Origin of the sequence: Paenibacillus humicus NBRC 102415, from assembly GCF_004000905.1 — a bacterium.
GTDB classification, from domain to species: domain Bacteria; phylum Bacillota; class Bacilli; order Paenibacillales; family Paenibacillaceae; genus Paenibacillus_O; species Paenibacillus_O humicus.
This window is the reverse complement of record NZ_BIMD01000005.1, coordinates 135,932-148,883: the sequence shown is the minus strand read 5'-3', so window position 1 is coordinate 148,883 and position 12,952 is coordinate 135,932. Positions and strand designations below refer to the sequence as shown.

The 12,952-nt window shown below is 58.2% G+C and carries 13 protein-coding genes and 1 riboswitch; all 13 genes read left to right on the top strand.

The window, feature by feature from the left end; translation table 11 throughout:
* The first annotated feature begins 14 nt into the window (after positions 1-14).
* The 13 genes from PHU01S_RS05680 (at position 15) to ribE (ending at position 12,940) form a co-directional block, all read left to right on the top strand.
* Positions 15-845 carry a purine-nucleoside phosphorylase gene (locus PHU01S_RS05680; protein WP_021881417.1) on the top strand — a complete coding sequence of 277 codons (831 nt, stop codon included), beginning with the start codon at positions 15-17 and terminating at the stop codon, positions 843-845.
* Between the two features lie 111 nt (positions 846-956).
* Positions 957-1,133 carry an aspartyl-phosphate phosphatase Spo0E family protein gene (locus PHU01S_RS05675; protein ID WP_021881418.1) on the top strand — a complete coding sequence of 59 codons (177 nt, stop codon included), beginning with the start codon at positions 957-959 and terminating at the stop codon, positions 1,131-1,133.
* Between the two features lie 218 nt (positions 1,134-1,351).
* Complete coding sequence (locus PHU01S_RS05670; protein WP_021881419.1) at positions 1,352-2,590, top strand: D-alanyl-D-alanine carboxypeptidase family protein; 1,239 nt, start codon at positions 1,352-1,354, stop codon at positions 2,588-2,590.
* Positions 2,591-2,700: 110 nt separating this feature from the next.
* Entirely contained in the window at positions 2,701-3,054 is a 354-nt protein-coding gene (spoIIAA, locus tag PHU01S_RS05665) for an anti-sigma F factor antagonist (protein WP_048748177.1), read from the top strand.
* Positions 3,051-3,503 (top strand): anti-sigma F factor, encoded by a 453-nt coding sequence (gene spoIIAB / locus PHU01S_RS05660; RefSeq protein WP_021881421.1) that lies wholly within the window; start codon positions 3,051-3,053, stop codon positions 3,501-3,503. Before spoIIAA ends, spoIIAB begins: the two co-directional genes overlap by 4 nt.
* 19 nt (positions 3,504-3,522) lie before the next feature.
* Positions 3,523-4,278 carry an RNA polymerase sporulation sigma factor SigF gene (gene sigF, locus PHU01S_RS05655; protein ID WP_048748178.1) on the top strand — a complete coding sequence of 252 codons (756 nt, stop codon included), beginning with the start codon at positions 3,523-3,525 and terminating at the stop codon, positions 4,276-4,278.
* Between the two features lie 132 nt (positions 4,279-4,410).
* Positions 4,411-5,070, top strand: a complete 660-nt coding sequence (locus tag PHU01S_RS05650) for a stage V sporulation protein AA (protein WP_127506592.1) — start codon at positions 4,411-4,413, stop codon at positions 5,068-5,070.
* Positions 5,063-5,491 carry a stage V sporulation protein AB gene (locus tag PHU01S_RS05645; protein ID WP_049867206.1) on the top strand — a complete coding sequence of 143 codons (429 nt, stop codon included), beginning with the start codon at positions 5,063-5,065 and terminating at the stop codon, positions 5,489-5,491. Before PHU01S_RS05650 ends, PHU01S_RS05645 begins: the two co-directional genes overlap by 8 nt.
* Positions 5,492-6,140: 649 nt before the next feature.
* Positions 6,141-7,841 carry a spore germination protein gene (locus PHU01S_RS26970; RefSeq protein WP_084781679.1) on the top strand — a complete coding sequence of 567 codons (1,701 nt, stop codon included), beginning with the start codon at positions 6,141-6,143 and terminating at the stop codon, positions 7,839-7,841.
* A gap of 153 nt (positions 7,842-7,994) precedes the next feature.
* Entirely contained in the window at positions 7,995-9,326 is a 1,332-nt protein-coding gene (lysA, locus tag PHU01S_RS05635) for a diaminopimelate decarboxylase (RefSeq protein WP_127506590.1), read from the top strand.
* A 692-nt stretch (positions 9,327-10,018) separates the two neighbouring features.
* Positions 10,019-10,450 carry a peptidylprolyl isomerase gene (locus tag PHU01S_RS05630; RefSeq protein WP_048745482.1) on the top strand — a complete coding sequence of 144 codons (432 nt, stop codon included), beginning with the start codon at positions 10,019-10,021 and terminating at the stop codon, positions 10,448-10,450.
* Between the two features lie 216 nt (positions 10,451-10,666).
* A riboswitch (FMN riboswitch) is annotated at positions 10,667-10,871 on the top strand.
* Between the two features lie 278 nt (positions 10,872-11,149).
* On the top strand, positions 11,150-12,262 hold the full coding sequence (gene ribD, locus PHU01S_RS05625; RefSeq protein WP_127506588.1) for a bifunctional diaminohydroxyphosphoribosylaminopyrimidine deaminase/5-amino-6-(5-phosphoribosylamino)uracil reductase RibD: 1,113 nt from the start codon (positions 11,150-11,152) through the stop codon (positions 12,260-12,262).
* Between the two features lie 3 nt (positions 12,263-12,265).
* Positions 12,266-12,940 (top strand): riboflavin synthase, encoded by a 675-nt coding sequence (gene ribE, locus PHU01S_RS05620; protein WP_021878375.1) that lies wholly within the window; start codon positions 12,266-12,268, stop codon positions 12,938-12,940.
* Positions 12,941-12,952: the final 12 nt, after the last annotated feature.

The following is a 12,952-nucleotide window of genomic DNA, read 5'->3' as shown; positions in this document are numbered from 1 at the left end:
AAGGAAGATGAACAATGACGACAGCAGCACCGACAGCCGTACATATCCGGGAGGCGGCGGATTATATCGCCTCCAAAACTTCGATCAAACCGCAGGTCGGCCTCATCATGGGATCCGGCCTCGGCATTCTCGGGGATTATATCGAAGAAGCGGTCACGATCCATTACAGCGACATTCCCCATTTCCCGATCTCGACCGTAGAAGGCCATGCCGGAGAGCTGCTCGTCGGCAAGCTGTCAGGCGTGAGCGTCATTCTCATGAGAGGGCGCTTCCATATGTATGAAGGCTATGGAGCCGAGCTGACGGCTTTCCCGGTCCGCGTCATGAAAGCGCTTGGAGCGGACAAGCTGCTTGTCACGAATGCGGCAGGCGGAATCAACACGAATTATGAAGCGGGCGATCTGATGCTGATTTCCGATCAGATCAACTTTACCGGACGCAACCCGCTCATCGGACCGAACGACAGCTCGATCGGCGTCCGCTTCCCCGACATGTCCGAAGGCTACAGCCGCAGAATGCGCGCCGTCGCGAAGGAGATCGCTTCCCAGCAAGGCTTCGCCCTGCGCGAGGGCGTCTACCTGGCCGTTCTCGGCCCATCCTACGAGACGCCCGCCGAGATCCGCATGATGCGTACGCTTGGAGCGGACGCCGTCGGAATGTCGACCGTCACCGAGGTCATCGCGGCGCGGCATTGCGGCATGGAGACGGTCGGGATTTCCTGCATCACGAACATGGCTTCAGGCATTTTGGACCAGCCTTTGTCGCATGAAGAGGTCATTGAAACGACAGAACGCGTCAAATCTCGTTTCCTTGGACTTGTGCAGGCTCTCATTCCGCGCCTTTAGTCCCTTCCCGCTTCCAAAAATGATTCTTTCGGCTCGACGCGGCACGACAGCATTTTTAGTTTGCGTGGCGTATGATGACCGTGATAAATCATGAAATTTGGAGAGGAATGTATGAACGAGAGGGTTCCCCTGAATCAACAGATCGAACGGCTGCGCGGTCAAATGGTGCAGTCGGCTGCAGCCCGGAATACGCTTCTGCACCGCGAAGTGCTGCGGATCAGCCAGTCTCTGGACCGGCTCATCGTGCAGGTACAGGAAGAGCGGATGACCAAGAGTCGCAAATACTAGCAGTTTTCGGACCTGTCGAACGAGGCCGGGCTGCCAATCGCAAGCGGGCCATGCGGGCCATTCACCGGAGAAATGTCTTCGGAGATCGCCGCATGACCCGCTATTTGTGTTGAGCGATAGAATATCTTTCTCTTAAATGGGTGATACTGGAAGAATGTTGTGCGCCATCCTGCCTGCATGCCAGGACAGGCCGCCAGACCTATTAGGAGGGAAACGAATTGAAACGAACCGGTAAGAAATGGGTAGCGATCATATTAGGCTTGCAGCTGATTCTGGCCTTGCCGGCCGCGGCAGCCGCCGTGCCTGCGCTTCAGCCGCTGACGCCGGGGACGGCAGAGGCGCTTGAAGCCGATTCTGCGGCCAACCCTGCGTCATCGACAGGCTCCGACCTGGCTCCTTCCGCCCGTTCGGCCATCGTCATGGATGCGGACAGCGGAACCGTCATCTATGAAAAGAACAGCCACGACAAGCTTCCTCCGGCAAGCATCACCAAAATCATGACGATGCTGCTGACGATGGAGGCTTTGAAGGACGGCAAGATCAAGCTGACCGACAAGGTGCGGACGAGCGATTATGCGGCTTCCATGGGCGGTTCCCAGATCTTCCTGGAGCCTGGGGAAGAAATGACGGTGAACGATATGCTCAAGGGCATCGCGATGGCGTCAGGCAACGACGCTTCAGTCGCGATGGCCGAGAAGCTGGGAGGAACAGAGGCGGAGTTCGTCGCGATGATGAACGCCAAGGCTGCCCAGCTCGGCCTCAAGGATACGCATTTCGCCAACTGCAACGGATTGCCGGCCGCGGATCATTACTCATCCGCCCACGACATCGCCGTCATGTCCAGGGAACTGCTCAAGTACGGCGACATCACCAAATATACCGGCCAATACCAGGACTATCTCCGGAAGGATTCGGCCAAGCCGTTCTGGCTCGTCAACACGAACAAGCTGGTGCGGTTCTATGACGGCGCCGACGGCCTCAAGACCGGCTACACGACGGAAGCGAAGTACTGCCTGTCGGCGACGGCCGTCCGCGACGGCATGAGGGTCGTCGCGGTCGTCATGGGAGAGCCGAACACGAAGACGCGCAATGCCGAAGTGTCGGGACTGCTGGATTATTCCTTTGCGCAGTACGCCAACTACCCGATTCTGAAAAAAGGCGAAAGCATGGGGATGCTGACGATCGAAAAAGGCGTGAAGAGCAAGCTTCCGCTGACCGCGCAAAACAATTACAGCATCCTGATGAAGAAGGGCGCCGCGGCCAAGGATATCCGCTTCGAGCTCAAAATCGACGGCCCTGTCAAAGCTCCGGTCAAAATCGGCGATCCCGTCGGCAAGCTGATCGTCTATCAGGGAGACAAGGTGATCAAGGAATTCCCGGTCGACATGCCGGTATCCGTTGAACGCGCCGGATGGTGGAAGCTGTTCAAGCGCTCGACCGGAAGCCTGTTCTCCTGAGCGAGAAATGTCATAACCTAGCGCCCTGCTTCTAGTTTTGTCGTCAGGCAGGAAAGGCGCTCCGCCATGGAGAATCCCTCTGTCATTCAACGGGAGGAGTGTGCAGAGCAATGAGTCTTCATGTCGATCTGGAACATCAGCGCCATATCCTGATCGTCCGCCTGCAGGGAGAGCTGGATCACCATACGGCGGATGAGGTCAGGGCGAGGATGGAGGATGCGATCCTTAGGGGAAACAGCACCCATGTCATCCTCAGCCTCAAGGAGCTGGCCTTCATGGACAGCTCCGGGCTCGGAGTCATCCTCGGACGTTACAAGCTGCTGAAGAGCCGGGGAGGCAAAATGGTCATCTGCGACGTCAGTCCTGGAGTGTACAGGCTGTTCGAGCTCTCAGGCCTGTTCAAGATCATGCCGATTCACGACAATGAGCGCGACGCGCTCTCAAGCCTGGAGGTTGCCCTATGAATGCGTCCCGGTCCAATGCCATGCAGCTCAGCTTCAGCGCCCGTTCCGAGAACGAAGCCTTCGCGCGGGTCAGCGTGGCGGCGTTCGTCTCCCAGCTCGATCCGACGATGGAGGAGCTCAACGACCTCAAGACGGTCATTTCCGAGGCGGTTACCAACTCCATCATCCATGCCTATGACTGCGACGAATCCAAGATGGTTCGAATCGAGGCCTCCATTGAAGGCGATTCCGTGACCATCATCATTTCCGATGAAGGAAGCGGGATCGAGGATCTGGAGCTGGCGCGGCAGCCGCTGTATACATCCAAGCCTGAATTGGAGCGTTCAGGCATGGGCTTCACGATCATGGAAAATTTCATGGACAGCTTTGAGGTTACCAGCGAGCCCGGTCGCGGTACCCAGATCGCCATGACCAAGCGAATCGAATCCAAAAAGGCGCTCTACAATTAGAGCGCATAGGGGCTGAATCATGGATGCCGAGTTGAAGAAAAACGCGGGTCCTTACCTGGACGATTCGGAAGTCAAGCGGCTCATCGCTCTGAGCCAATCCGGAGATTCCCTTGCCAGGGATACGCTGGCCCGCTGCAATATCCGTCTGGTCTGGTCGGTCGTTCAGCGCTTCATCAACCGCGGCTACGAGCCGGAGGACCTGTTCCAGATCGGCTGCATCGGATTGCTCAAATCCGTCGACAAGTTCGATCTCAGCTATGACGTCAAATTTTCCACTTATGCCGTTCCGATGATCATCGGCGAAATCCAGCGCTTCCTGCGGGATGACGGCACGCTCAAAGTAAGCCGCTCCCTCAAGGAAACGGCCAACAAAGTGCGCAAGGCGAAGGACGAGCTGTCCAAGACGCTCGGCAGGCTGCCGACCATCTCCGAGGTGGCCGAATTTCTCGGCATTACGCCGGAGGACGTCGTTTTCGCCCAGGAGGCCAACAAGCCTCCGACGTCGATCCACGAGACGGTATTCGAAAATGACGGGGATCCCATCACGCTCATGGATCAGATCGCCGACGAGTCCGGCGAGCGATGGTTCGACCGGCTGGCGCTCAACGAAGCGATCGGCGGGCTGACCGAGAGGGAGCGCCTGATCGTGTACCTGCGTTATTACCGGGATCAGACCCAGTCCGAGGTGGCCGGCAGGCTCGGCATTTCCCAGGTGCAGGTATCGAGGCTCGAGAAGAAAATATTGCAATCGATCAAGGACCAGATCGCCCAATAGGGCGGCCTGGCCTTTTTTTTGCCGGGCGGACCTGCCGGAGGAATGCGGAGTCGATTTGTCCCGGGACGAGTAACCTCAATCATCCTGTCCCATACTATCCATGCACAGGCAAAGGCGGAAGGAGGCGGGAGAATGAAGGGCAAGCCGGATGATCCGACGGAGACGAAGGTCTACCTCCGGATGAAGAAAAGAATAACGGTTCCGCCCGGAAGCACGGTCCGCCTCGGAGCGGTCGCACGGCTGCTCGCCGAGCCGCCGCTGCTGGAGCGGCTGCAGCAGCTGCCGCTCTACACCCACCGCAAGGAAGACGGCAACCGGGTCGTCATCGACGTGCTGCAGATCATCAAGACGCTGCGGGAGAAAGCCCCGGCCACGATGGTGGAGACATACGGCGATCCCCAGGTGCTGATCATGGTCGAGGAGAACGGGGCATCGGCATCGCCGCGCGCCGCCGTTCTGGTCGCCGCCTGGCTGCTGCTTTTTTTCGGAGCGGGTCTGGCCATCATGAACTTCCATACGGATGTCAGCATGAAAGAAGTCCATCAGCGGCTAGCCTTCCTGCTTACCGGCAAGGAGACGATCCATCCGCTCTGGTTCCAGATTCCGTATTCGTTCGGCGTCGGACTGGGGATGATCATCTTCTTCAACCGTATTTTCCGCCGGCGGTTCAACGAGGAGCCCAATCCGCTGGAGCTTGAAATGTACACCTATCAGGAAAATATAAACGCCTACGTTATTGCCGATGAAATGCGGAAGAAAGCGGGGAGAGTGGAGGAGAAAAGCGATGGCTGACCTGTTCGCGGGAATATTCATGGGCGTGCTCGGCTTGGCCGGCGGCATCGCGGTCGGGAGCGGCATGGTGGCGCTGCTGATTGTCTTCGATCTGATTCCGAGGCTGGCTCAGCTTGCCCGCGCGTTCAGCAAAGCCGCCGTATTCGAATCGGCTGTCGTCGGCGGCTCGGTGTTCTGGACCTGGGCGGATTTCTTCGAGTGGCGGATGCGCCTGCCGGTTATTCTGGCCCTTCCATTGCCGGGACTGTTATGCGGCATCTTCATCGGGATGCTGGCCGCCGCCTTGACGGAAGTGATGAATGTGCTCCCGATTCTGGCCAAGCGGCTGCGGCTGACCGCATTCATGGGCGCGCTGGTCATGGCGATGGTGATCGGCAAGACGGCGGGTTCGTTGTTCGACTGGCTCGTTTATCAGTGGTAGCTTGCCCGTGCAAGGCGTGCATTTCCTTCATTGTGAACGATCAACATCATGACACGGCGGTGATTGCATTATGACGAAATGGCAGCGAGTGAAGCGGATCGGCGGAGAGAAGGAAAAGCCGGCGGAGAGCCGCGGGGAGAAAAGGGATTTTTCCATCGACGAGGACTGGATGGAAGCTTTCCTGCTGGAGGGCTCGGGAGATCTCGGAGAGCGGAACGGGGCTGGGGAGGAGGATCTGGCCGCAGCGCTCGTCACTGAAGCGCCGAATCGGGCCGAATCGTTCAGGATTTCGGCGGATCGTCCGGCAAGCAGGGGCGTTGCCGATTCCGCAGACGAGGATTGGGCCAGCCTGCTGGCCGAGGAGGATAAATCCGTGCCGGCGGATCCGTCCAATCCTTTTGAAGGAAACAGCGGCAAGCCGCTTCATCATGGAGAGTCGGCTGATTATTTCGGCGGCCATGAACGGAAAGAGCTGGCAGCATTAGAGAAGCATGAGGAAACGGAGGCTCCTTTTGCCGGCCCGGATGCCGGAATCGTGCCCGTTTCCAAGGGCAGGACGGATCGCGGCAGGCCGGATGCCGCCGATTCATCCGAGGACAGGTCCGGCGCAGGCAGATCCGAAGAAGATAGTTCCGGTGAAGACAGGTTCATTGAAGGCAGGACCGACGGAGACAGGTCGAGGGAAGACAAGTCCGACGGAGACAGGCCAAGCGAAGACAGGTCCTGGAAAAACAGGTCGGGCCAGGGCGGGCCCGGCAAAGGGGATTCTGAAGAAGCGGGTTCCGGCAAAGGGAATCCGGAGAAGGGCAAGTCCGGAAAGGGCAAATCCGGCAAGGGCAGGCAAGCCGGAAACAACTCCGCCCCCGGAACGAACGGAGATGCGCTGGAGCCGATTCCGGACGATATCGAGGAATTCGTCGAGCGCCTAAAGGAGGAGGCCGGCTACAAAACGAGCTTCGACGTCATTGTCCGGCAGATGACTTTAGGAGGCAAAAAAACGGCTTTTTTCATGCTCAACGGACTTTCAAGCGGCCAGCTCATGACCGAGATCCTCGAACGTCTCACCTTCCTGCAGGCGGACGCGGTGACGTCGCATGCGCTGGAATCGTTCATGAACCTCTTCGTTCCGGCTGTGCAGGTGGAGCAGGAGAAGGACTGGAACATGATGATGACGGGGGTGCTGAGCGGCTCGACAGGCATGTATATCGACGGGGAATCGACGATGCTCATCATCGACACGAAGATGTTCCCGATGCGCGGCCCGGAGGAGCCTTCGCTGGAGCGCGTCGTCCGCGGCTCTCGCGACGGATTCGTCGAGACGATGCTGATGAACGTGTCTCTAGTGCGCCGCAGGCTGCGGGATCCGATGCTCCGCCTGGAAAACATCCGGGTCGGAGAGCGGACGAGGAGCGACGTCTGCGTCGCTTATATTGAAGACATCGCGGACAAGGAGCTCGTTGAGTCGATCCGCGATAAAATCACGGCCGTCAAGCTCGACGGCATTCCGCTCGCGGACAAGCAGCTGGAAGAAGCGACGGTCAAGCGCGGATGGAACCCGTATCCGCTTGTCCGGTATTCGGAGCGCCCGGATGTGGTCGCCGCGCATCTGCTGGAAGGCAATGTGGCCGTATTCGTCGACACCTCTCCGAGCGTCATGATCCTGCCGACGACGTTTTTCGATCTGGTCCAGCATGCGGAAGAGAACAGGCAGACGCCGTTCATCGGAACGTATTTGAGATGGCTCCGGTTTTTCGGCATCATGGCTTCCCTGTTTCTCGTCCCGATCTGGCTGCTGTTCGCCATGAATCCGCATCTTCTCCCGCCGTCCCTAGCGTTCATCGGACCGGCCAAGCTCGGCAAGCTGCCGCTGTTCGTCCAGTTCCTGCTGGCGGAAGCGGGCATCGACCTCATGCGGATGGCCGCGATCCATACGCCTACGCCGCTGGCGATGGCGATCTCGCTCGTATCCGCGATACTGGTCGGGGATATCGCCGTCCAGACCGGCCTTTTCATCAACGAGGTCATTCTGTACATGGCCATCGCCGCCATCGGCATGTTCGCCACACCGAGCTACGAGCTCAGCCTTGCCAACCGGATCGTGCGGCTGCTGCTGATCTGTCTGGTGGCGGCCTTCCATATTCCCGGGCTTGTGCTGGGATGGACGGCGGTGTTCGTTCTGCTCGTCATGCAGCGTTCGTTCAACCGGCCCTACATGTGGCCGTTCATCCCGTTCGATCCCAAAGGGATGGTCAATATTATGTTGAGGATGCCGGTCATGAAAAACAAAAAGCGTCCCAACCTGCTTCGTCCGCAGCAGCGGGACAAAATGCCCGATGCGGAGGGCGGCTGAAGAGCTGCCGCTTCACGGAGCCGGCCAGGAATGCAACAAATGCAAATGAAAGGACACAAAATCCATTTCTCCTCCAAACAGGGGTCGTTTATACTTGGATCACAATGATAAACGATTCCCTCCGGCGGAGGGCGGAAAGAAGGTGCTCTTTTCATGTATTTGCACGGAACAGCCCAAGTAAATGAACAGGGCCGCCTGGAAATCGGCGGCTGCGATACGAAGGATCTGGCGGAACAGTACGGCACTCCGCTCTATATTGTGGATGAGGCTCTTGTGCGTCAGCGTGCAAGGGAATATGTCGACGCGTTCAAGGCTTCCGGATTCAAATTCCAGGTCGCCTACGCAAGCAAGGCGTTCAGCACCGTCGCGATGTGCGCGATTGCCGAGCAGGAAGGAATGTCGCTCGACGTCGTATCGGACGGCGAGCTGCACACGGCGCTGCAAGCCGGTTTCCCGGCTGAGCGCATCCACTTCCACGGCAACAACAAGACGCCTTTCGAGATCGAGATGGCCATCGACGCCGGCATCGGCTGCTTCGTTGTGGACAACTTCACCGAGCTTGAGCTGCTGAATGCGATCGCCGGCTCCAAAAACCGCAAAGTCAACATTCTGCTGCGAATCACCCCGGGTGTAGAAGCGCATACCCATGACTATATCTCCACGGGACAGCAGGATTCGAAGTTCGGCTTCGATCTTGCGGCCGGTGCCGCTTATCGTGCCGTAGAGGAAGCGTCCAAGCTCAAAAATCTCGTGCTCCTGGGCATTCACTCCCATATCGGCTCCCAAATCTTCGAAGTGGAAGGATTCCGCATGGCAGCTGCCAAAGCGGCTGAATTCTCTGTCGAAGTCCGAGACAAGCTGGGCCATATTTTCCGCGTCATCAACCTCGGCGGCGGCTTCGGCATCCGTTACACGGAAGGGGATGCCCCGCTTCCGGCCGGAACTTATATCGCCGCGATCACCGATGCGATCCGCTCCAACTTCTCCGCAGCCGACTATCCGCTGCCCGAGATCTGGATCGAGCCGGGCCGCAGCATCGTCGGCGATGCCGGCACGACGCTGTATACCGTCGGCACGTTCAAGGAAATTCCCGGCGTGCGCAAGTATGTTGCCGTCGATGGCGGCATGACCGACAATCCGCGCCCTGCGCTGTATGAATCCAAGTACGACGCCGTGCTTGCGAACCGCGCTTCCGAGCCTGCGAGCGAGACGGTTTCCGTAGCGGGCAAATGCTGCGAGAGCGGCGACATGCTCATCTGGGACCTCGAGCTGCCGAAGGCGGAAAGCGGCGATCTGCTGGCTGTATTCTGCACAGGCGCCTACAACTACGCGATGGCGAGCAACTACAACCGCATCCGCCGTCCGGCCGTCGTCCTTGTCAAGGACGGCCAGTCCGACCTCGCCGTACAGCGCGAATCGCTGGAAGACATCTCCAGAAACGACCTTCTGCCGGAGCGTCTGCGCAAGGCTGGCGTCCAATCCTAGTTCGTAAAAGAAAGCAAAGCCCTTCGGAGAAACCCGCGTTTAACGTCGGGCTTCTCTTTTTTTGTTTCCGTTCGCCTCTAGTTCTCCGAGGCTCTTCGGCATTGAGAGAATAAGACGAATTTTTCGTCTTATTCAATGGAAATAGGGTGAACAGGAGCGAATAAGACGAATTTTTCGTCTTATTCAATGGATTTTGGGTGAACAGGAGCGAATAAGACGAATTTTTCGTCTTATTCAATGGATTTAGGGTGAACAGGAGTGAATAAGACGAATTTTTCGTCTAACTCAAATGAACAGGATTGAGATGGGCGTCTAATTTTAAAAAGTTGGATGAACACAGTGATTGACGAACTTATCCAACGAATTGAAGGACGGATACAAAGGTTTCTCTCTTCTCCTGCGCAAACGGAGCTGTCCGGAGTAAGGGCCAGCGGCCGTTTTGCTTTTCGAGAATAAAATCCGTGCCAAACCCGCGGCTTCTCTCTTCTCGTGTGCAAACGGAGCTGTCCATAATACAGGCCAGCGGCCGTTTTGCTTTTCGAGAATAAAATCCGCGCCAAACCCGCGGCTTCTCTCTTCTCCTGCGCAAACGGAGCTGTCCATAATACGGGCCAGCGGCCGTTTTGCTTGGAATGCTGCCGTAGTGTATGATAGAATCCGTACATACCGTTAGAGGACAAGGAGTGACTATCATGGCAAAACAAGCAAAAATTACGCTGGAAAACGGCGGAGAAGTGGTTCTGGACCTGTTCGAAAAGGACGCTCCGAACACGGTTGCCAACTTTGAAAAGCTCGCGAACGAGGGCTTTTACAACGGCCTGAGCTTCCACCGCGTCATTCCGGGATTCGTCGCTCAAGGCGGCTGCCCGAACGGCACCGGCACCGGCGGCCCTGGCTATACGATCAACTGCGAGATCAACCCGAACAAGCATGAGCGCGGTTCCCTCGCGATGGCGCATGCGGGACGCAATACGGGCGGCAGCCAGTTCTACATCTGCTACCAGCCGCAGCCGCATCTGGACGGACAGCATACGGTCTTCGGCAAAGTTGCCAAAGGCATGGAGTATGTCGATGCGTTCAACAACGGCACGAAAATGGCCAAAGTCGAAGTTTCCGAGGCTTAAGGAAGGCTTTGCCCGAATAGACCGGCGGAGGGAGAACCCTCTGCCGGCTTTTTTCTTTTCCTCTTGTCCGATGCCGCGAGGGCGGTACGGCTTCAATTCCAAGCCGCCGACTTGCAATTTGGATGGAGGCAAGGTAAGATGCAGAAAGAACAGTTATCATTCCGGATACAGTTTACTGCCGGCATGACCGTTCGACAGGTTTGAACCAAATACAGCGGTTTCCTTCGGGGTCGGGTGAAAGTCCCAACCGGCGGTGATCCGCCTGCGAGCGCCAGAGCACATGCTCCGCCTCCGCAGCGCGGCAAGTCCGTGACCCGATTGCCATTTCCCCCAAGCTCTCGAGAGCCTGCGGCGCAAGGCAAGCGGTGGACCTGGTGAGATTCCAGGACCGACAGTACAGTCTGGATGGGAGAAGGAGCCGCTTTTGATGCTCGCCATGCCTTGTTCAAAGGCGTCTATTTGGCATCCGTCTGCGAAGGCCATCCCCCGTTATGGAGGATGACCGGCTTATTCGCGAACGGTTGGCCAAAGATTCCCGCTTGTACGAAGGCTTGCATGTAGGAACAGCGACGGGTGCCCGTCTGCTTTCCCCTACTCTGGCAAGAAACCTCATCGTTTCTTGCCGGCGTGATCATCCTAAGCGGACTCGGTTTGCCATCCTCACCCCCGAAGGTTTAGCGTCGGGGGTGTTTTTGCGTTATGGAAGTGATGGACGACGGATTTTATATGGATCTGGCCTTGGAGATGGCCGCAAGGACGACGGGACAGACCTCGGTCAATCCGGTCGTCGGCTGCGTCGTCGTCAACAACGGCCGCATCGTCGGCATCGGAGCGCACTTGAAACGGGGAGAAGGCCATGCCGAGGTTCATGCGCTGAATATGGCCGGCGAAGAAGCGGAAGGCTCGACCGTCTATGTGACGCTTGAGCCATGCAGCCACTTCGGCCGGACGCCGCCGTGCTGCGACCGGATCATTGCCGCCCGCGCGGCCAAGGTCGTAATTGCGGCGATCGACCCGAATCCCGCCGTCGCGGGAAGCGGAGCCCGCAAGCTTCGCGAGGCCGGCATCGAGGTCGTCGCCGGAGTCCGCGAAGCGGAATCCAGACGTCTGAATGAAGCGTTCAACAAGTTCATTACGACCGGGCTTCCGTTCGTCACGCTCAAGACGGCCTCGACGCTGGACGGCAAAATCGCAGCGAAAAGCGGAGACAGCCGGTGGATTACCGGACCGGAATCACGCGAGGCGGTCCATGCGCTTAGGCATCGCCATCAAGGCATCATGGTCGGGATCGGTACCGTGCTGGCCGACGACCCGTCGCTCAGCGCAAGACTGCCCGTGCCGGCGATCCAGCCGGTCCGAATCGTCGTCGATTCGACGCTGAGACTTCCGCCGAATGCGAAGCTGATGGATGGATCCGCCCCGGTCATCGTGCTGGCGTCCGGCGCTGCCGACCCGGCAAAGCGGGCGGCTCTGGAAGCTGCCGGCGCCGAGGTGATCCTTTGCGGCAATGGCGGTACGGTCGACTTGAAGCAGGGGATGAAGCTGCTCGGCAAAAGAGAGATTGGCTCCATCCTTCTCGAAGGCGGGGGCAGGCTGAACGGCGCCATGCTGGAGAGGCGGCTCGTCGACCGGATCCGGCTGTTTTTCGCTCCGAAAATCATCGGCGGGGGAGCCGCTTCGCCGGGAAGCTTTGATTTCGGCGGGTTCCTGCGGATGGAAGAGGCGATAACTCTCGCGGATACGGAGCTGGAGCGGTTCGGAGACGACTGGTGCTTGTCCGGAGTGCCGCTGTACGAAAGAGGAGGAGGCTGAGCCATGTTCACCGGCTTGATCGAAGAAATAGGCACTCTGCATCGGGTGTCCCAGAGAGGCGAGGCGCTCTTGCTCACTATTGGAGCCTCCAAAGTTCTGGAAGGCGTCGGCCTCGGGGACAGCATTTCCGTCAATGGAGTGTGCCTGACGGTTACTTCCTGGGACAGTCGAAGCTTCAGCGTCGACGTCATGCCGGAAACGTACCGCCATACGAATCTGAAGGACCTACCGGCCGGCAGCCCCGTCAATCTGGAGCGGGCGATGGCGGCAGGAGGGAGGTTCGGAGGACATATCGTTCAAGGGCATGTGGACGGCACCGGCTTGATCACGCAGCGCAGGGTCGACGCCAACGCGGTCGTGTTCCGGATCAAGCCTCATGACGACGCGCTTATGCGGTATGTCATTCCCCAGGGATCCATTACGGTCGACGGGATCAGCCTCACGGTAACCGGTACGGACGGCGGAGGGCTCGACGTATCGATCATCCCCCACACATTGGGCCAGACGGTTCTTCAGCATAAGAAAGCCGGAGACACCGTCAATCTGGAAGGGGACATTCTCGGAAAATACGTGGACCACCTGCTTCATTACGGCAGCCGTTCCGTTTCCGGACCTTCCGCGCCGCGACCAGCTGGCGGTCTAAGCGCCGCCTTCCTTGCCGATAATGGATTTATTTGAGACGCCTGAAGG

Bases quoted from the DNA above. Each gene is read 5' to 3' on its own strand.
- ribD (WP_127506588.1), top strand. From the start codon at position 11,150: ATGGAAGTGATGGACGACGGATTTTATATGGATCTGGCCTTGGAGATG.
- lysA (WP_127506590.1), top strand. From the start codon at position 7,995: ATGTATTTGCACGGAACAGCCCAAGTAAATGAACAGGGCCGCCTGGAA.
- PHU01S_RS05630 (WP_048745482.1), top strand. From the start codon at position 10,019: ATGGCAAAACAAGCAAAAATTACGCTGGAAAACGGCGGAGAAGTGGTT.
- PHU01S_RS05675 (WP_021881418.1), top strand. From the start codon at position 957: ATGAACGAGAGGGTTCCCCTGAATCAACAGATCGAACGGCTGCGCGGT.
- PHU01S_RS05650 (WP_127506592.1), top strand. From the start codon at position 4,411: ATGAAGGGCAAGCCGGATGATCCGACGGAGACGAAGGTCTACCTCCGG.
- ribE (WP_021878375.1), top strand. From the start codon at position 12,266: ATGTTCACCGGCTTGATCGAAGAAATAGGCACTCTGCATCGGGTGTCC.
- spoIIAA (WP_048748177.1), top strand. From the start codon at position 2,701: ATGAGTCTTCATGTCGATCTGGAACATCAGCGCCATATCCTGATCGTC.
- spoIIAB (WP_021881421.1), top strand. From the start codon at position 3,051: ATGAATGCGTCCCGGTCCAATGCCATGCAGCTCAGCTTCAGCGCCCGT.
- PHU01S_RS05680 (WP_021881417.1), top strand. From the start codon at position 15: ATGACGACAGCAGCACCGACAGCCGTACATATCCGGGAGGCGGCGGAT.
- PHU01S_RS05645 (WP_049867206.1), top strand. From the start codon at position 5,063: ATGGCTGACCTGTTCGCGGGAATATTCATGGGCGTGCTCGGCTTGGCC.
- sigF (WP_048748178.1), top strand. From the start codon at position 3,523: ATGGATGCCGAGTTGAAGAAAAACGCGGGTCCTTACCTGGACGATTCG.